Origin of the sequence: Klebsiella sp. 4_1_44FAA, from assembly GCF_000238715.1 — a bacterium.
Taxonomy (GTDB): domain Bacteria; phylum Pseudomonadota; class Gammaproteobacteria; order Enterobacterales; family Enterobacteriaceae; genus Klebsiella; species Klebsiella pneumoniae.
Map to the genome: position 1 here is coordinate 530241 of NZ_JH414800.1, position 18393 is coordinate 548633.

Annotated in this window: 19 protein-coding genes and 1 tRNA gene; 8 read left to right on the forward strand and 12 right to left on the reverse strand. The window is 56.5% G+C overall.

From position 1 onward, the window contains the following. The 4 genes from ureE to HMPREF1024_RS12830 all read left to right on the forward strand — a co-directional run bounded on the left by ureE (position 1) and on the right by HMPREF1024_RS12830 (position 3540). Positions 1-477, forward strand: a complete 477-nt coding sequence (gene ureE / locus HMPREF1024_RS12845; protein ID WP_004215466.1) for an urease accessory protein UreE — start codon at positions 1-3, stop codon at positions 475-477. Between the two features lies 1 nt (position 478). Continuing rightward, positions 479-1153 (forward strand): urease accessory protein UreF, encoded by a 675-nt coding sequence (locus HMPREF1024_RS12840; RefSeq protein ID WP_016532672.1) that lies wholly within the window; start codon positions 479-481, stop codon positions 1151-1153. Between the two features lie 8 nt (positions 1154-1161). Further along, positions 1162-1779, forward strand: coding sequence for an urease accessory protein UreG (ureG, locus tag HMPREF1024_RS12835; RefSeq protein ID WP_002916877.1), 618 nt, complete (start codon positions 1162-1164; stop codon positions 1777-1779). 153 nt (positions 1780-1932) lie between these two features. Next, positions 1933-3540, forward strand: coding sequence for a cytosine permease (locus HMPREF1024_RS12830; protein ID WP_004181356.1), 1608 nt, complete (start codon positions 1933-1935; stop codon positions 3538-3540). A 44-nt stretch (positions 3541-3584) separates the two neighbouring features. Here the strand turns inward: HMPREF1024_RS12830 and tsaD are convergent, their stop codons facing one another. Next, positions 3585-4598 carry a tRNA (adenosine(37)-N6)-threonylcarbamoyltransferase complex transferase subunit TsaD gene (gene tsaD, locus HMPREF1024_RS12825; protein WP_004900709.1) on the reverse strand — a complete coding sequence of 338 codons (1014 nt, stop codon included), beginning with the start codon at positions 4596-4598 and terminating at the stop codon, positions 3585-3587. Between the two features lie 237 nt (positions 4599-4835). Between tsaD and rpsU the strand changes: the two genes are divergently transcribed. The 3 genes from rpsU (at position 4836) to rpoD (ending at position 8968) form a co-directional block, all read left to right on the forward strand. Continuing rightward, positions 4836-5051 carry a 30S ribosomal protein S21 gene (gene rpsU, locus HMPREF1024_RS12820; RefSeq protein ID WP_001144069.1) on the forward strand — a complete coding sequence of 72 codons (216 nt, stop codon included), beginning with the start codon at positions 4836-4838 and terminating at the stop codon, positions 5049-5051. Between the two features lie 111 nt (positions 5052-5162). Further along, entirely contained in the window at positions 5163-6908 is a 1746-nt protein-coding gene (gene dnaG, locus HMPREF1024_RS12815; RefSeq protein ID WP_004149864.1) for a DNA primase, read from the forward strand. 218 nt (positions 6909-7126) lie between these two features. Beyond that, complete coding sequence (gene rpoD, locus HMPREF1024_RS12810) at positions 7127-8968, forward strand: RNA polymerase sigma factor RpoD (RefSeq protein ID WP_004174339.1); 1842 nt, start codon at positions 7127-7129, stop codon at positions 8966-8968. 99 nt (positions 8969-9067) lie between these two features. On the opposite strand, the gene mug is transcribed toward rpoD, so the two are convergent. Beyond that, positions 9068-9574: a G/U mismatch-specific DNA glycosylase gene (gene mug / locus HMPREF1024_RS12805; protein WP_002917636.1), complete on the reverse strand. Its 507-nt coding sequence runs from the start codon at positions 9572-9574 to the stop codon at positions 9068-9070. Positions 9575-9698: 124 nt separating this feature from the next. Here mug and HMPREF1024_RS12800 point away from each other — a divergent pair. Further along, positions 9699-9774 (forward strand) — tRNA-Ile (locus HMPREF1024_RS12800). A gap of 155 nt (positions 9775-9929) precedes the next feature. Here HMPREF1024_RS12800 and HMPREF1024_RS28830 read toward each other — a convergent pair. From HMPREF1024_RS28830 to HMPREF1024_RS12760, 10 genes are all read right to left on the reverse strand, one after another. After that, positions 9930-10148: a DNA-binding transcriptional regulator gene (locus HMPREF1024_RS28830; RefSeq protein ID WP_032420109.1), complete on the reverse strand. Its 219-nt coding sequence runs from the start codon at positions 10146-10148 to the stop codon at positions 9930-9932. 67 nt (positions 10149-10215) lie between these two features. After that, positions 10216-11382: a phage late control D family protein gene (locus HMPREF1024_RS12795; RefSeq protein ID WP_009308675.1), complete on the reverse strand. Its 1167-nt coding sequence runs from the start codon at positions 11380-11382 to the stop codon at positions 10216-10218. Next, complete coding sequence (locus tag HMPREF1024_RS12790; protein WP_009308676.1) at positions 11382-11861, reverse strand: phage tail protein; 480 nt, start codon at positions 11859-11861, stop codon at positions 11382-11384. The genes HMPREF1024_RS12795 and HMPREF1024_RS12790 overlap by 1 nt, the downstream gene beginning before the upstream one ends. Before the next feature lie 16 nt (positions 11862-11877). Beyond that, positions 11878-14316 carry a phage tail tape measure protein gene (locus HMPREF1024_RS12785; protein WP_009308677.1) on the reverse strand — a complete coding sequence of 813 codons (2439 nt, stop codon included), beginning with the start codon at positions 14314-14316 and terminating at the stop codon, positions 11878-11880. Next, positions 14309-14428, reverse strand: a complete 120-nt coding sequence (locus HMPREF1024_RS0126555; RefSeq protein WP_014343413.1) for a GpE family phage tail protein — start codon at positions 14426-14428, stop codon at positions 14309-14311. Before HMPREF1024_RS0126555 ends, HMPREF1024_RS12785 begins: the two co-directional genes overlap by 8 nt. 32 nt (positions 14429-14460) lie before the next feature. After that, a complete protein-coding gene (locus HMPREF1024_RS12780; protein WP_009308678.1) occupies positions 14461-14736 on the reverse strand; it encodes a phage tail assembly protein in 276 nt (91 codons plus the stop codon). A gap of 59 nt (positions 14737-14795) precedes the next feature. Then, positions 14796-15311 (reverse strand): phage major tail tube protein, encoded by a 516-nt coding sequence (locus HMPREF1024_RS12775; protein WP_009308679.1) that lies wholly within the window; start codon positions 15309-15311, stop codon positions 14796-14798. Between the two features lie 13 nt (positions 15312-15324). Then, positions 15325-16506: a phage tail sheath protein gene (locus tag HMPREF1024_RS12770; RefSeq protein ID WP_009308680.1), complete on the reverse strand. Its 1182-nt coding sequence runs from the start codon at positions 16504-16506 to the stop codon at positions 15325-15327. Between the two features lie 110 nt (positions 16507-16616). Beyond that, the gene (locus HMPREF1024_RS12765; protein WP_009308681.1) at positions 16617-17774 is read right to left on the reverse strand and encodes a phage tail protein; all 1158 of its coding nucleotides are present in this window, start codon (positions 17772-17774) and stop codon (positions 16617-16619) included. 39 nt (positions 17775-17813) lie between these two features. Next, complete coding sequence (locus HMPREF1024_RS12760; RefSeq protein WP_009308682.1) at positions 17814-18101, reverse strand: hypothetical protein; 288 nt, start codon at positions 18099-18101, stop codon at positions 17814-17816. Positions 18102-18393: the final 292 nt, after the last annotated feature.

Sequence of the window (18393 nt, forward strand, 5' to 3'; positions counted from 1 at the left end):
ATGCTTTATTTAACTCAACGTCTGGAGATCCCCAGCGCCGCGACCGCCAGCGTTACGCTGCCGATTGATGTTCGCGTCAAAAGCCGGGTTAAGGTCACCCTCAACGATGGCCGGGAAGCCGGCCTGCTGCTGCCCCGCGGCCTGCTGCTGCGCGGCGGCGATGTGCTCAGCAACGAAGAAGGCACCGAGTTTGTGCAGGTGATTGCCGCTGATGAAGGGGTGTCGGTAGTGCGCTGCGACGATCCGTTTATGCTGGCGAAGGCCTGCTACCACCTCGGCAACCGTCACGTGCCGCTGCAGATCATGCCTGGCGAGCTGCGCTACCATCACGATCACGTGCTGGACGATATGCTGCGCCAGTTCGGCCTGACGGTGACCTTTGGCCAGCTGCCGTTCGAGCCGGAAGCCGGCGCTTACGCCAGCGAGAGCCACGGTCATCATCATGCTCATCATGACCACCACGCTCACAGCCACTAGCATGTCGACAGCGGAACAACGCCTGCGGCTGATGCAGCTGGCCAGCAGCAACCTGCCGGTAGGGGGTTACAGCTGGTCCCAGGGGCTGGAGTGGGCTGTGGAAGCCGGCTGGGTGCCGGACGTCGCGGCCTTCGAGCGCTGGCAGCGACGCCAGATGACGGAAGGCTTTTTTACCGTTGACCTGCCGCTGTTCGCCCGCCTGTACCGCGCCTGCGAACAAGGCGATATCGCTGCGGCCCAGCGCTGGACCGCCTATCTGCTGGCCTGCCGGGAAACTCGTGAACTGCGGGAGGAAGAGCGCAACCGCGGCGCGGCGTTTGCCCGTCTGCTGAGCGACTGGCAGCCGGACTGTCCGCCGCCGTGGCGCTCCCTGTGCCAGCAAAGCCAGCTCGCCGGGATGGCCTGGCTCGGCGTGCGCTGGCGTATCGCCCTGCCCGAGATGGCCCTCAGCCTGGGCTACAGCTGGATTGAGAGCGCCGTGATGGCCGGCGTCAAGCTGGTCCCCTTCGGCCAGCAGGCCGCCCAGCAGCTGATTTTACGTCTTTGTGACCACTACGCGGCCGAGATGCCCCGCGCGCTGGCCGCGCCGGACGGCGATATCGGATCGGCCACTCCGCTCGCCGCCATCGCCTCTGCCCGGCATGAAACCCAATACTCTCGATTATTCCGTTCCTAGGAGAAGCCATGAACTCTTATAAACACCCGCTGCGCGTCGGCGTCGGCGGCCCGGTCGGTTCCGGTAAAACCGCTCTGCTGGAAGCACTGTGTAAAGCGATGCGCGATACCTGGCAGCTGGCGGTGGTCACTAACGACATCTATACCAAAGAAGATCAGCGCATCCTCACCGAAGCGGGCGCGCTGGCGCCTGAACGCATCGTCGGTGTGGAAACCGGCGGCTGCCCGCATACGGCGATCCGCGAAGATGCCTCAATGAACCTCGCCGCCGTGGAAGCGCTGAGTGAAAAGTTCGGTAACCTCGACCTTATCTTCGTGGAAAGCGGCGGCGATAACCTGAGCGCCACCTTCAGCCCGGAGCTGGCGGATCTGACCATCTACGTCATCGATGTGGCCGAAGGGGAGAAGATCCCGCGCAAAGGCGGACCGGGGATCACCAAATCCGATTTCCTGGTGATCAATAAAACCGACCTTGCCCCCTATGTGGGCGCGTCGCTGGAGGTGATGGCGAGCGATACCCAGCGTATGCGCGGCGATCGCCCATGGACCTTCACCAATCTGAAGCAGGGCGACGGCCTGAGCACCATTATCGCCTTCCTCGAAGACAAAGGCATGCTTGGCAAATAGGCCTGTTGCACCAGCCGGGCGCAAGCGCGTCCGGATGGTGCAGCCTCTGCTCTCTCTTTATATCATCCTGCCTCCACCTCCGCGCCACGCCTGCCCTGCAATATGGCATAAGGTTTGCTAATTCAAGTCATGCCTAACCATTAAGGAATGACTATGTCATCACTTGATCTTAACCCTGAATTACCCGCGACAACGCGGACTTCCGGCTCCCGGGAAACCTTAGAAGATTACACCTTACGTTACGCCCCGCTGAGCTTCCGCCGCTGGGGTCCGGGCGTCGTCGCGGTCACCGCGCTGGGCGGCATCGCCTATCTGGCCGACTTTTCCATCGGCGCCAGCATCGGTATGGCCTGGGGCACCAGCAACGCCATCTATTCGATCCTGGTGGCGGCGCTGGTGATCTTCCTCACCGGCATTCCGCTGGCGATCACCGCCGCGCGCTACAACATTGACCTTGACCTGATCACCCGCAGCGCCGGCTTCGGCTATTTCGGCTCGGTGATCACCAGCATTATTTTTGCCGGCTTCACCTTTATCTTCTTCGCCCTCGAAGGCTCGATCATGGCCCAGGGGCTGCTGGTGGGCCTCGGGATCCCGCTGTGGATGGGGTATCTGATCGCCACCCTGATGGTGCTCCCGCTGGTGGTCTATGGCATGAAAGCCCTGACCCGCCTGCAGGTGTGGACCACGCCGCTGTGGCTGGTGCTGATGGTGGTGCCGGTGGTGTGGCTGATTGTCAAAGATCCGCAGCTGGTGGACGGCTTCCTGCATTTCGCCGGTAAAAACAGCGCGTCGACGGTGGATATCACCGCCATCATGCTCGGCGCCGGGGTATGCCTGTCGCTGATCATGCAGATTGGCGAGCAAATTGATTACCTGCGCTTTATGCCGCCTAAGACCGCGGAGAACCGTAAAAGCTGGTGGCTGGCGGTCTTTTCCGCCGGCCCGGGCTGGGTGGTGTTAGGCGCGATCAAACAGATCATCGGCGCCTTCCTCGGCTTCTATCTGTTGACCCGTTTCCCGGCGGTGCACAATACCGAACCGGTGCAGCAGTTCGTCAGCGTCTTCGATAACCTGGTGCCCGGCTGGCTGGCCCTGACGCTGGCGGTGGTGCTGGTGGTGATCTCGCAGATCAAAATTAACGTCACCAATGCCTACTCCGGCTCGCTGGCGTGGACCAGCGCCTGGACCCGCACCACCAAACGCTATCCGGGACGGATTATTTTTGTGGTGGTCAACCTGGCGATTGCCCTGGCGCTGATGGAGGGCGATATGTTCAGCGCCCTGTCGTGGATCCTCGGCTTTTACTCCAACTTCGCCATCGCCTGGGTCGTGGTGGTGGCGACCGACATCACCTTTAATAAAGGCTTGCTCAAGCTGGCGCCGGCGCAGCCGGAGTATCGTCGCGGCATGATCTACAACGTTAACCCGGTGGGCGTGGTCTCCTTTGGTCTGGCCGCCGGGCTGTCGATCTGCGCCTTCTTCGGTCTGCTGGGGGCGACGCTGGCGCCGTTCTCGCCGCTGATTGCGCTGGTCGTTGCCTTTGTCATGACCCCGCTGATGGGGCTCCTTACCCGCGGGCGCTACTATATTAAGCAGGTGGATGACGGCATCGCCGAGCCGCGCTATGACGCGGCGGGGAACGCCTCCACCACCGTGTATCAATGCGTTAGCTGTGAGGAAGAGTACGAGCGCCCGGACGTGATGCACTCGCACAAGCATCAGGGAGCCATCTGCTCGCTGTGTAAAAGTATGGAGTAGTCAGGAAGGCAGGCCGACGTGACGTCGGCCTGTTTCAGGATGCGTTAGGCGGCAGGCAGCTCGGCCAGCGGCCAGCGCGGGCGAACCGTCACGCCGAGCTCGGCTTTGGCGCCGGTTTGCAGACGCACCATGCCGGCGTAGGCGATCATCGCGCCGTTGTCAGTACAGAACTCAGGGCGAGCGTAGAACACCTCGCCGCCGCGTTTTTGCATCATCTCCGCCAGCTTCGCCCGCAGGGTACGGTTGGCGCTCACGCCTCCCGCCATCACCAGACGCTTAAAGCCGGTTTGCTCCAGCGCGCGGCGACATTTAATCATCAGCGTATCGACGACCGCATCCTCAAACGCCCGGGCGATGTCGGCGCGGGTTTGCTCATCGTCGCCGTTGCTGCGAATGGTGTTGGCGGCGAAGGTCTTCAGGCCGGAGAAGCTGAAGTCCAGCCCCGGACGGTCGGTCATCGGCCGCGGGAAGACAAAGCGGCCTTCGGTGCCCTGGGACGCCATTTTCGACAGCATCGGCCCGCCGGGATAATCCAGTCCCAGCAGTTTCGCCGTCTTATCAAAGGCTTCGCCCGCCGCATCGTCAATCGACTCGCCCAGCAGTTCATACTGACCAATACCGGTGACGCTAATCAACTGGGTGTGGCCGCCGGAAACCAGCAGCGCGACGAACGGGAACGCCGGCGGATTATCTTCCAGCATCGGCGCCAGCAGATGCCCTTCCATATGGTGTACCGGGATCGCCGGCACGTTCCAGGCGAAGGCCAGCGCCCGGCCAACGGTCGCCCCGACCAGCAGCGCGCCGACCAGGCCTGGACCCGCCGTATAGGCGACGGCGTCGATATCTTTCGCCGTCAGACCGGCTTCTTTCAGCGCCGCCTGGATCAGCGGCACCGTTTTGCGCACGTGGTCGCGCGATGCCAGCTCCGGCACCACGCCGCCGTAATCCGCATGCAGTTTCACCTGACTATACAATTGGTTGGCTAACAGACCTTGCTGGTCGTCATAAATCGCGATGCCGGTTTCATCGCAGGATGTTTCAATGCCCAGTACACGCATGAGTTGTTTTACCTCGCTTCAATACCGCGCAGTGTAGGTCCAATGACCGGCGATGTAAAACTTTGCTCACCCCTGGTGCTCTCTTCGTGTATACTCCTCACCCTTATAAAAGTCCCTTTCAAAAAAGGCGCCGGTGCTTTACAAAGCAGCAGTAGTTGCAGTAAAATTCCGCACCATTTTGAAATAAGCTGGCATTGCGGCCAGCGGCAAACCGAATTAATCAAAGGTGAGAGGCACATGCCGGTAATTAAAGTACGTGAAAACGAGCCGTTCGACGTAGCTCTGCGTCGCTTCAAGCGTTCCTGCGAAAAAGCAGGTGTTCTGGCGGAAGTTCGTCGTCGTGAGTTCTATGAAAAACCGACTACCGAACGTAAGCGCGCTAAAGCTTCTGCAGTGAAACGTCACGCGAAGAAACTGGCTCGCGAAAACGCACGCCGTACTCGTCTGTACTAATCTGTTGAGAGCGACGCTCTCAATTCAGACCGAGTTGTAGTTGTAAGGCCGTGCTTCCGAAAGGAATGCGCGGCTTATTTTCGTTTATAGTCATCAGAAATAACGGGGCTTATGGCTGGACGAATTCCACGTGTATTTATTAGCGATCTGCTTGCCAGAACCGACATCGTCGATCTGATCGATGCGCGGGTAAAGCTGAAAAAGCAGGGCAAAAATTTTCACGCGTGCTGTCCGTTCCATAACGAAAAAACCCCCTCTTTCACCGTCAACGGTGAAAAACAGTTTTACCACTGCTTCGGCTGCGGGGCGCACGGCAATGCTATCGACTTCCTGATGAACTACGACAAGCTCGAGTTCGTGGAAACGGTCGAAGAGCTGGCCGCCATGCACAACCTCGAAGTGCCTTATGAAGCAGGCAACGGACCCAGCCAGATAGAGCGCCATCAACGGCAGAACCTCTACCAGTTACTGGATGGTCTGAATGCGTTTTATCAACAGTCTCTGATGCAGCCCGCCGCCGATCCTGCGCGCCAGTACCTGGCGAAACGGGGGTTAAGCAGCGAGGTGATTACGCGCTTTGCCATCGGCTATGCTCCCCCAGGTTGGGATAACGTTTTAAAACGGTTTGGCGGCAATCAGGAAAACCGCCAGTCGCTTATTGATGCCGGCATGCTGGTCACCAACGATCAGGGACGCAGTTACGACCGCTTCCGCGAACGGGTGATGTTCCCCATCCGCGATAAGCGAGGCCGGGTGATTGGGTTTGGCGGACGGGTGCTGGGCGATGCCCTGCCGAAGTATCTGAACTCCCCGGAAACCGACATATTCCATAAAGGCCGCCAGCTGTATGGCCTGTATGAAGCGCAGCAGGATAACCCCGAACCACCGCGTTTGCTGGTTGTCGAAGGGTATATGGACGTCGTGGCGCTGGCGCAGTACGACATTAATTATGCCGTGGCCTCGCTGGGTACCTCGACCACGGCCGACCATATCCAGCTGCTGTTCCGGGTGACCAATAACGTCATCTGCTGCTACGACGGCGACCGGGCCGGCCGCGATGCCGCCTGGCGCGCGCTGGAGACGGCGCTGCCGTACATGACCGATGGTCGCCAGCTACGCTTTATGTTTCTGCCTGACGGCGAAGACCCGGATACGCTGGTGCGTAAAGAGGGCAAAGCGGCGTTCGAGGCGCGGATGGAGCAGGCTCAGCCGCTCTCCACGTTCTTGTTTAACAGCCTGCTGCCGCAGGTCGATCTGAGTACTCCGGACGGGCGCGCGCAGCTGAGCACGCTGGCGCTGCCGCTGATAACCCAGGTCCCGGGCGAAACGCTGCGCATCTATTTGCGTCAGGAGTTGGGCAATAAGCTGGGCATTTTAGATGACGCGCAGCTTGAACGATTAATGCCAAAACAGGCGGAAAATGGCGCGCCGCGTCCCGCACCGCAGCTAAAACGCACGACCATGCGTATACTGATAGGACTGCTGGTGCAAAACCCGGATCTGGCGCCGTTAGTCCCGCCGCTGGAGGGACTGGACTCGCGCAAAATGCCGGGACTGAGCCTGTTCAGCGAACTGGTGAAGAGCTGTCTGGCGCAGCCTGGTCTGACAACCGGGCAACTTTTAGAGCAATATCGCGGCACAAAAGAGGCGGCAACCCTTGAAAAACTGTCGATGTGGGACGATATAGCAGATAAAGACATCGCTGAACAAACCTTCACCGACTCGCTCAACCATATGTTTGATTCACTGCTGGAACTGCGACAGGAAGAGTTGATAGCTCGCGATCGCACACACGGTTTAAGCAGTGAAGAACGCCGGGAGCTCTGGACCATCAGCCAGGAGCTGGCGAAAAAATAAATGACAGACAATATCCTTCACGTTGTATCAAAGCAGTAAGAAAACGCAGAACAACGTGAAGGAAAAATATTTAACGGCTTAAGTGCCGAGTATCGATCGGGAAGCCCCCGACAGCCGCGCAGAGGCGCAGCGGCAATAATATAAGTACGCCCTCGCTTTAAATGTCGACAGCCCGTCTGCCGACACCAATCAAACGAATTAAGTGTGGATACCGTCTTATGGAGCAAAACCCGCAGTCACAGCTGAAGCTTCTTGTCCAACGTGGTAAGGAGCAAGGCTATCTGACCTATGCCGAGGTCAATGACCATCTGCCGGAAGATATCGTCGATTCCGATCAGATCGAAGACATCATCCAAATGATCAACGACATGGGTATTCAGGTGATGGAAGAAGCACCGGATGCCGATGATCTGATGCTTGCCGAAAACACCGCGGATGAAGATGCTGCCGAAGCCGCCGCGCAGGTGCTCTCCAGCGTGGAATCCGAAATCGGGCGCACGACCGACCCGGTGCGTATGTACATGCGTGAAATGGGTACCGTAGAGCTGCTGACCCGTGAAGGCGAAATTGACATCGCCAAACGCATCGAAGACGGCATCAATCAGGTGCAGTGCTCCGTTGCCGAATATCCGGAAGCGATCACCTACCTGCTTGAGCAGTACGACCGCGTTGAAGCGGAAGAAGCCCGTCTGTCCGATCTGATCACCGGTTTCGTCGATCCGAACGCCGAAGAAGATATGGCGCCAACCGCCACCCACGTTGGCTCCGAGCTGTCTCAGGAAGAGATGGATGACGACGAAGACGAAGACGAAGATGAAGACGCCGACGACAACAGCGATGACGACAACAGCATCGACCCAGAGCTGGCCCGTGAGAAATTCGCCGAGCTGCGTACCCAGTACGAGCTGACGCGCGACACCATCAAAGCCAAAGGTCGTAGCCATGCCGCCGCCCAGGAAGAGATCCTGAAGCTGTCTGAAGTCTTCAAGCAGTTCCGCCTGGTGCCGAAGCAATTCGATTACCTGGTCAACAGCATGCGCAGCATGATGGATCGCGTTCGTACTCAGGAACGTATCATCATGAAGCTGTGCGTTGAGCAGTGCAAAATGCCGAAGAAAAACTTCATCACCCTGTTCACCGGCAACGAAACCAGCGAAACCTGGTTCAACGCCGCGGTGGCAATGAACAAGCCGTGGTCTGAGAAGCTGCTGGAAGTGAAAGAAGATGTGCAGCGCGGCCTGCAGAAGCTGCAGCAGATTGAAGAAGAGACCGGCCTGACCATCGAGCAGGTTAAAGATATCAACCGTCGCATGTCCATCGGCGAAGCGAAAGCCCGTCGTGCGAAGAAAGAGATGGTTGAAGCGAACCTGCGTCTGGTTATCTCTATCGCCAAGAAATACACCAACCGCGGTCTGCAGTTCCTCGACCTGATTCAGGAAGGCAACATCGGTCTGATGAAAGCGGTCGATAAGTTCGAATACCGTCGCGGCTACAAGTTCTCGACCTACGCCACCTGGTGGATCCGTCAGGCCATCACCCGCTCTATCGCGGACCAGGCGCGCACCATCCGTATTCCGGTGCATATGATTGAGACCATTAACAAGCTCAACCGTATCTCCCGTCAGATGCTGCAGGAGATGGGCCGTGAACCGACCCCGGAAGAGCTGGCTGAGCGTATGCTGATGCCGGAAGACAAAATCCGTAAAGTGCTGAAGATCGCCAAAGAGCCTATCTCCATGGAAACGCCGATCGGCGACGATGAAGATTCGCATCTGGGGGATTTCATCGAGGATACCACCCTCGAGCTGCCGCTGGATTCTGCGACCACCGAGAGCCTGCGCGCGGCAACGCATGACGTGCTGGCCGGCCTCACCGCTCGTGAAGCGAAAGTGCTGCGTATGCGTTTCGGTATCGACATGAACACCGACCACACGCTGGAAGAAGTGGGTAAACAGTTCGACGTTACCCGCGAACGTATCCGTCAGATCGAAGCGAAGGCGCTGCGTAAACTGCGCCACCCGAGCCGTTCTGAAGTGCTGCGTAGCTTCCTCGACGATTAATCGTCGCGGGGCATCGTCTACAGCCTGTTAAAAAGCTCCCTACGGGGAGCTTTTTTTATGGCGTTCAGGTGGCCATCCCGGGAAAGTCGCCTCTCTCCGCTACTGGCCGCGGGTTGCCAGCGCATCGTCCAGTTCACGATAGGCCGCCACCAGCTTATCGAGCGTCGCCCGGTTTAAGCCGCTGGGATTAGGCAGCACCCACACCTGGGTCGTCCCGATGGTCATGGCCTGTTTCCCCCACTTCGCGCCGCGCTGGTTAAAGGCCAGCTCGAAGGCCTGCTTGCCGAGCACCGCCAGGGCCTGCGGCTGATACTCCTCAATTTTCCGCACCAGCTCACGGCCGCCGCTGCGTAACTCCTGCAAGGCGACCTCGCTAGCCTGCACCGTCGGACGCTCTACCAGCATGGTGATGCCGCAGCGCGTATCCAGCAGCTGCAGCTCCTCTTCCGGCCTGAGCTGCCGATCGGTGAACCCGGCCTGATGGATGACCTTCCAGAAGCGATTGCCAGGATGGGCAAAATGAAAGCCGGTATGGGCGGAGGACTTCCCCGGGTTGATACCGCAAAAGACAACGCGCAGGCCCGGCGCAAGGATATCGCTAATCATGTTTTCTCCGGCTGTATGGCTAAAACATGATTATAAAGGATTGAAAATGCATTGTTTATAAAAACAGCAGCTGCGCGCTTTACGCTGGATTGCAATCGCCAGTTACTTTATAATCCCTCGCCACGGCCCCTTAGCTCAGTGGTTAGAGCAGGCGACTCATAATCGCTTGGTCGTTGGTTCAAACCCAACAGGGGCCACCAAATTTTAGCTTTAAAATCATATAATTAAGCCACTCAATTGAGTGGCTTTTTTGTTGTCTCGTTTTTGGATGGCGATAAAATGGCGGTGAATTTTTACCGCCACTTTCCATGCCGCATAAAAAACCCGCGCACGGCGGGCATTTAGCGGAAATTTATCAGAGCCACAATGGCCGCTGACCACCAACAGTCGGGTGAGGTGGGGCCGGTACTATCGTACCTGGTGTAACAATAAAACGCTCCACCGATTCCATCGTTACAAACGTACAACTGCAATTTATGTTAGTGCATTGATGGTAACGCTCTTTGGTATTCTCACTTAGATAGCGACTGGTGCGCGCATGTGCCGCGTGCTGGCATTTTGGACAATGGAACATTTCACACCCCAACAATTCACATAAAGTGAATAAATGATACTCAATTTTTCACTATTTGAGAATAGCTTTATTCTTCCTCCCCTTCAGTCCCGTACTCTACATCCAACAATCTAACCTCAAGCTCTAGGCTCGTCGTAAATCCGCTATTACTCAGAGAGTGCATAACCTTAGTAATTGTCCACGGTTGCTCGTCTATGACGCGCTTAAAGCCTGAAACCTGCACCGGCGTCTCCGGGTAAAGGTCTGCTCGCCCCGTCGCCAGCCTGATAGAAAACTCAGCAACCCCACGTTGCAGTTTGTCCCATTTAGCCTGGGCGGCTCGCATGGCCTGCGCTTTGGTTGAAAAAATTGTCGTCAGGGCAAACACGTTGTCATCCTCGCCGACCATGTATTCGCCCTCCCTGGCTTCCGGCGCCTTCACCGTTTTTTTCTTCGTTACCGGTTTGGCTTTGGGGTGCTGTAGCGCGCGTAAATGCTGCTCTTTGGGTTTGCGTTTTAACGTAACCTTTTGCTTTTGTGGTTTCGGGTCTTTGGTGTGCAACCATTTTGCCGTAACGCCGGTATATGCCCCACGGTCAGCAATCGAAAACTGATGGCGGTCGCCATCGCTGCGGGTGATCGTTATCTGCGGAATGGCTTTTCCGCTGGCTGTAACCCCACGACCGGCTTTGAGGAAAAGTAACTTTCCCGCTTTTACCGAAACCTCACCGCCGTTTCGCTCGGCGAGCCGTGTCAAAAATTTGGCATCCGATTCCTGTGACTGGTCGATATGCGGAATTTTTATTCCGGCCAGCTCCGGTATAACGCTCGACGTCAGTTTGTTACGTGTCGCTATTGCTGCCACGATCTCGCCGAGCGTCTTGTCATGCCAGGACTCTTCCCGACGTGAGTTAAGCGTTCCCCGAAAATCGGCGCTACGGGCGCGGATTGTCACTGTATCTGGCGCGCCATGATGTTCAACCTCATCGACGGTAAAACTTCCCTTACCAATCAACGCAAAGCCTTTCCACCCGAGGTAAAGCGTCAGTACGGCACCGCGTAACGGCAGCTCGACCAGCCCGTCAGCATCATCAAGCTCGATGTCGAGCTGGTCGGCCTCGAATCCGCGATTGTCTGTCATGGTCAGACTCATCAACCGATTACTGATGTTGCCGGTAATATCTTTGCTGTCGAGCATCAGCATAAAATCGGGCGTCAGTTCGCCACCCGCATTCAGATTCAGCATATCCAGCATCAGCTAATCCCCACCATGCCGGACACTGATGAGGCCATATTTCCCGCCTTGCCAATCAGTGATTTTGCCTGTTCGCTGATATCGCCATACAGCGCCGCAAGGGATTCATCCACGCGGGTGAGCGTCAGCGTAAAATCAATTTTGCGCGCCGTTCCGTCAGCAAAAAACAGGCTTCCTGTCTCGCTGATATTATTGATGACGTACATACCGTAAATCGTGCCGGTACCATCCAGTAACGGCCAGGCGCGCCCCTCGTCAGCCATTAAACGAATGGCCGTCATCGTCAACTTTCCGCCGGTGAGCTCAGGGTACAACACACCGGCCAGGGTAATTTTTTCATCCCCCGGCCCCAGATACTGGAAAGAATCCCGCTTACCTACGCGGGAGTTTGACGGCCACCGATATTCTGCATCGCGTTGCATCGTCTGGTGTGGCAACGTCTGGCGCATAAAAACAAACATGCCGAGTGCAAGCATCATTTTTCGTTACCTCCTGTCAGTCGTGGTTCATGCTGGCACGCTGTCGGGCGCGTTTTTCACGCTCAAATTTTTCGAGCGCATCCTGTAGCTGGCGATCGAGCTGCGTACCGCTGCCGCCCCCCTGAACGTCAATGTGATATTCGTTTTTACTTTGGTCTATATAAGAACGTCCCGCCGGTGCGGTGACGGGTTGATATGCCTGATAGCCACCGTAAGTGCCGGTTGCCGGAATATAAGAGTTACCCTGCGTGGCTGCGTTCGCTTTTGCGGCAGTCTGGTCAAGCGTGCTGGACTCTTTATTAATAATGCCGAGTTTCTCAAGCACCCAATCAATACCGCTGCGCAGCTTATTAAATGCCGTCAGCGGCAGCGTTAAGGCATCCGCCAGCCGTTGACCGAACAACACACCGGCATCACGAAAACTGTTTAAGGTTTCCTGCGATGACTTGACCGGCGCAATCAGGTTGTTAAACCAGTCCCACACGGCTTTCAGTTTTCCGCCCAGCCAGTCAAACATCGGTTTAAGCGGCGCAAACAGTTCAGCTACTGGCGCAAATGCGGCCCGCATCCCTTCAATCACTCCGCCGAAAAATGCGCTGATGGGCTCCCAATATTTACGGATGAGCAATGCCCCGGCGACAATCGCGGCCACAACAGCGACAACCGGCCAGGAAATCGCGCCAATAGCGGTAATGATGCCTCCGGCCACCGTTGTAAATACGGTACCGAGCGCCGTCGCAGCGGCGATGATGGCATTAACTCCCGTTATAACCGGCCAGGCAATCAGCCCAATGGCCCCAATCATACCCACCACGCCAAGCGCCACGGCGGTAATCACCCCAAGCGTCTGCGCGAGCTCTTTATTTCGCTGGATCCACTTATCAAGTTTGAGCACGTAACCGGTCGCAGTCTGCACCAGTTTGCGTAATGAGGATTCCTGCTGGTCAAACAGGTCTGTGCCAACAGCCTCATACGCAGACTGAAACTCTTTGAAGTCGCCGCCGAGGTTATCCTGCATGACTTTAACCAGCTCCTCGGTCTTGCCGTCCGAGGCTTTAAATGCCGCTGTCAGCTTATCGAGTTTCCCGCTGGCCGCAGCGTCTAACAGGGCATTAGACGATTTCAGCGCTTCCTCGCCGAATATCGTTTTCAGGTATTCGCCTGTCTGACTTGTTCCGAGCTTATTCTTTTTAAAACTGGCCTGGATTTCTTTCAGAATGGTAAATACGGGCCGCATGTTGCCCTTGCTATCTGCCGTCTTAACCCCCAGCTCTTTTAATGCCGCCCATGCCTTACCTGTTGGGGCCTGTAACCGGCTGACGACAGCGCTGCTCCCGGTACCGGCCATCGATCCCGTGATATTGTTATCATGAAGCACACCCGTCATGGCGGCGGCTTCTTCGAGGCTTACTCCCGCAGCTTTGGCAACTGGGGCCAGATAGGTTAAGGCGTCGCTTAATCCCTGAAAATCGGCCGCTGATTTATTCATCGTTGCTGAAAGCACATCGCCGATATGGGCTACCCGGTCATTTGAAAGCTGGAAAGCGTTTTTGGTACCGAGCAAAAGCTGTGCGTTCTCTTCCATCGTCCGCCGGTTAGCGAGCGCCATATTCAGCGTGACGGGGGTCGCAGCCTGGATTGCTGCCGCATCGCCGCCCGCTTTCGCGATGATAATCTGAGCTCCGGCAGCATCATCGGCAGAGGCGGCAGTATTGTCGCCCAGCAGTCGGGCTTGTTTTCGCAAAGCCGTCATTTCTGCGGAGTCTTTCGCCACACCGAGTACAGCCTGTAACTCGGAATTTTTCTGCGCAAAATCATAACCCGGTTTCATCAGTGCAACACCGGCCAGCGTGCCTGTCGTCGCCATACCGACACCGGCGGCACCCATTGCGGCCGCATTTCCTGCCAGCTCTTTACCGGCCTGATATCGCTGCTTAACAGCATTGAGCTTTGCCTGCTGCGCGCTGACCCGCGCCAGCGCTTCACGCTGACGATTGAGCTGTGCTGTCGTTTCGCTAATGTTGGTTTTTAACCGGCGTTCATCCGCGGCCAGGGTACGGGTATTAATTCCCGCCTGGCTGAGTTCCTGCCGCTGGCGCTGTACAGCCTGCCGTAAGCTGTTGTGTTTAAGCTGTAGCGCGGCGGCGCTTTTACGTGCGGCATCCATTGCCTGCGCCTGCGCGCGCGTCGGCTGTTCCGTATTTTTAAACTGGATCGCCAGCGCGGCGGCTTCCTGCTTAGCTTTCTTCAGCTCCTGACCGGTAACGGCGAGTTGCGCGCTTGCCTTGCGAAAACCGTCAATACGGGATGCCTGGCCATTCAGTTCACGCAGTGATTTTTGAGTGTCCCGGATATCACCAGACAGCGTTTTGCTCGCTGTCTGGATGGTTTTAAACGGGCGGGTCGCCTGGTCAACAGCCTTGAGTAATACCTGCAATTTAACGTCGTTACTCATTCGTGTTTCCGCTTCGCTGTAGCGCCTTTTCGCGCCAGGTGGTGAGCTCGGTCAGGCTCATGGGGTATAACTCTGATGGCGGCCAGTGAAAAATCACCGCGATATCCGCCATCAGGTCATCGACCGACATATCTTTCGGAAAATTTAATCCGCCAAATTCGGCGACAAAAAACCAATCACCTTTGTTGCCAGCGCCATCAAATCGGGTAAATCCATCATGACGACATCCGACTCGGTAAGTGATGGGCTGGTCATACGCGGCAGCACTTTAATCAGGGCGTCGACTTCAGAGCGCGCAACGTCGGCCAGGCTGACACCGCGCAGGGTTCCGGCGTTGGGCTTCATCAGGGTGATTTTTTCGATGACCTGCTCGCCGCGTTTGATGGGGTTTTCCAGGCTGACGATGTTTTGTTTGCTCATGATTTTCTCGCTGTTTACGGATTCGGGATTAACCGGCCAGGCATGCTGGCCGGGGAAAATTACAGGCCAATATTGCGGCGGTGCTGGTCGAGTCGGTCGACGCCGTTCACCTTCTCAATCATGTTGAGGACGTCGATTTCTACCAGCTCTTGACCGTTCATGGTCAGCTTGTAGTACGTGCAGACCAGCGATAATTTGCTGCTGGTATCCTCGCCCTGTTTGCTCTCGCCGTTATCGACTTCCTTCACCTTGAAACGGGTCTCAACTTCCACCGCCACGGTTTCGCCGGTATCGTCCCGCTGGTAAGAGCCTGCATAGCGCAGTAGCGTCCCGGTACCGACGGCACCATAAAGCGACCAGATCGCATCATCAGGGAAGCCGCCGAGGGAAATCTCCATCGCCAGCGCGTCATCGTCGAGGCCGAAATCGACAGGGGCTGAGCCTGACATCCCGCCGCCCCGGTAATTTTCCAGCTTACGGGTCAGCTTTGGCAGGGTGACGGACTCGATAACGCCGAGATAGCTGACGCCATCCAGAAACGTGTTCAGATATTTGAGCTTGCGCGGCATTGCCATTGGTCAGGGCTCCTTAATTGCTGTTAACCGATGACACCAGATTCGCCAGGTATTTATCGGTAATGCGCTGGCGTAGCGTCAGGTTTTCGAGAGGGGGAACCGGCGTATAGTCGTAATCGATATACAGTTTCCCGGCTTTGAGGGTCGCCGCGTCGTTGGCCGATTCATCAAACCAGCAGGTCGCATCGACGATATAGCCCGCCGTTTTCATCTCGCGGAATTTCGCATTGATACCCGCAACGATGTCCTTAATCAGCGTGGCAGTGATCGGCTTGTCGACCGCCCACATGTGACCAGCGGCCATTGTGTCAGCGATAACCTGCGCGGTGCGGGTGTAGTTCTCAAACAGGAACAGCGGGTCATCGGAGCAGCAGCGGTTGCCCCAGAAGCGGAAACCGTCTTTACGAATGAGCGTGGTAACGCCTGCCTCGTTAAGCAGGTCGGCATCGGTGCCGGATTCCTGCAAATCCCAGAAGACCGACGCGCTGATGCCGGTGACGCCATTCACGCCAACGTTTGACAGGGTTTTATGCCAGCCGGTGTCCTGGTCGATTTTGGCGCGCAGGCCCAGCGCGCGGGCGGTCGCCCAGGCGATTTCGGTCGCGTTCGCCGTGGTATCCCATGCCAAAAAATCCGGCCAGATAACCATCAGCTCACGCTGGCTGAAATTCTCGCGATAGAGCATCGCCTCGGAAATGTTCTGGCAATCCCAGGCACTGATATAACCAAAGGCGCGCAGCTTCTGGCAAATCGGCGCAAGCGCGGTCGCAACCTCAAGGGAATCGAGACCCGGCACGCCAAGGATGCGCGGTTTAACGCCGGTGACGGCCTCCGCCGTGAGTAGCGCTTTCAGCCCGGTGTAATTGCCGCTTTCGTCGGTGCCGCCGATGATATTAGAGATAGTCTGAGCCTCGGCATCGTCGCCGGTACCTTCGGCAACGCGCACAACGACAATGACCGGTTTCGACTGGTCGGCGATTGCCTGGAGGGATGCGGCCAGGGTGCCTTTTGTACCCGCTTTCGCAATGGCGCTTTGCACGCTGGTAATCAGTACCGGCTTATTGAGTGGGAAGGTGGCGGCATCGGCATCGCTGGCCGTGCAGACCATGCCAATAATCGCTGTTGATACGGTGGAAATGACGCGGGTGCCGTCGTTAATCTCGACAACCTGGACGCCGTGATGAAAATCGCTCATCCGTTTAACTCCGTGGTTAAGGGTGAGCATTATTTTCAGTCGTGTAGGAAAGGGTGACGAGTCATCCCCGCTGTAACAGGGACGGTACAACAGGAATGACCGTCACAGGGTCAGGCAACGCGGCTCCAGCACATCAGCAGGGTGTGGGCTTCCACCACGCTGAACGATTTACCTTCGCCGAGGTTGGCGGTTTTGCCACGGGTCGTGTGTTTGTGCGCCGGCACCGTGACTTCGTGGTCGTGCTCTCCGGCGTCATCGGTCACACCCAGCTCTTTCGGGTTAAAGAGCTGCCGCACATCACCGCCAATTTCCCACGGGTCATCTTTACCGGCCACACCACCATGATTATGTTTACCGTTTTTCGTGGTTGTCAGTTTTTGCTCTATCTGCTCGCTGGTTTCACCGCTCACATCAATCTGTACAGCTGGCAGGTTAGTACGCTGGAGCGTGACGGTATCACTGCCGCCGGTCGCGCCGACATCCGAGCCGTCAGCTTTGCCCACGCGGATTGTTTTATTTTCGCCGGTGTAAACCCACTCTGACCACGGATAACGCTTGTTAGGGTTGACGTTCTGCGCGTAAAATTTCACCGTGCCAACAGGATTATCCAGCTCCCAGGCTGAACGGATTGCTGATTCAATAGCCAGCTTTACGGCCAGTGGCGTGGCGGCTTTGTCCTGGTCTTTGCTGTTAATGGCGTTGCTGAGTCGGGTAAAGCCCTTTTCGTCCAGTGTGGCATCCGGGTGATTTCTTGATTTTGCATGCTCGTCCAGCTGTTCGTCGGCATAGTCTTTAATCTCGTTACCAGCGTTAATCACATCCTCAACGGTTGCCAGCACAATGCCAGGGTCAACAACCAGCTCTACAGCTTCAGTGCTGCTTACCGCCAGCCAGATGCGGAGAATGGTAAAACGCCCTGAACCTTCTGCGAGTGCGGGCTTGTAGGTTTCCGGGACGTTGGCGACCGCCATACACGCGCCAGAGTCATCAAACAGCGCCGCCTCCCGGATGGTAAACCCGCCCACCTCCGGCGGGATAATCATCTCGGCAATAATGATATTTTCAGTATCGGATAATTTCAGGCTATTCAGTTGTGTCCTGAAGCGCTCGTTAACTAACGCGGTTTGACCGTCGCTCGGGGTTGTTGCACTCCCTCCGCCATCGCCGACAGACATTTGCGAGAAAATGACCTTTTCCCCGCTAACGATTGCGGCGGCTATCTTTTCCGAACCGGCAACCGTTATTAGCGATTTAAAAATTTTGCTCATCTCTAATTTTTCCGCCTTGTTTGTCCTGAATCATGAGCGTCAGGTGGTGCGCTTCTGCATGTCATCGTGCCGGGATTGCGATTCTTTTAATGCTGCCTCGGCTTCAGGCAGTGGATCACCGTTCCCTGAATAAATGAATGGGATGTAGTTCCTCGCACCCTCAGCATCCGCGCCAGACGTAACAGTGTAAAAAGCGATACCGTTCGCCCCTTCAAGCTCGATCCTCTCGATGGTGTATGTCAGGGTGACTTTTAGCGTCGCAGTTCCAACCGCGATACCATCGGAAGTAACCTGTTTAACTGCAACTTCTTTCTCTATCGTAAACATGGCAAATCCTTATTCTGTCAGAACGTACTGAACTGAACCGTAAATAGTTAAACCGGTTCCGCCGGTTATTGAGAAAGCGGATGGCGAGCTATTTGTTAGCAGCAAGATGTCCCTCGTTGTCGGGTTCGTTTGCGCAAGCAATATGGCAGAGCCTGCGCGACTGCAAATTATCGGGGAAACTGTTAATCCCCCGTCACTCAGTGCAGCAACCGTGAACGGAAGCCCTGATATCACTACCGCGCCTCCTGTCGTCAGCGCCATTGACGTGGTTTCGATTCTGAAAGTCGCATGC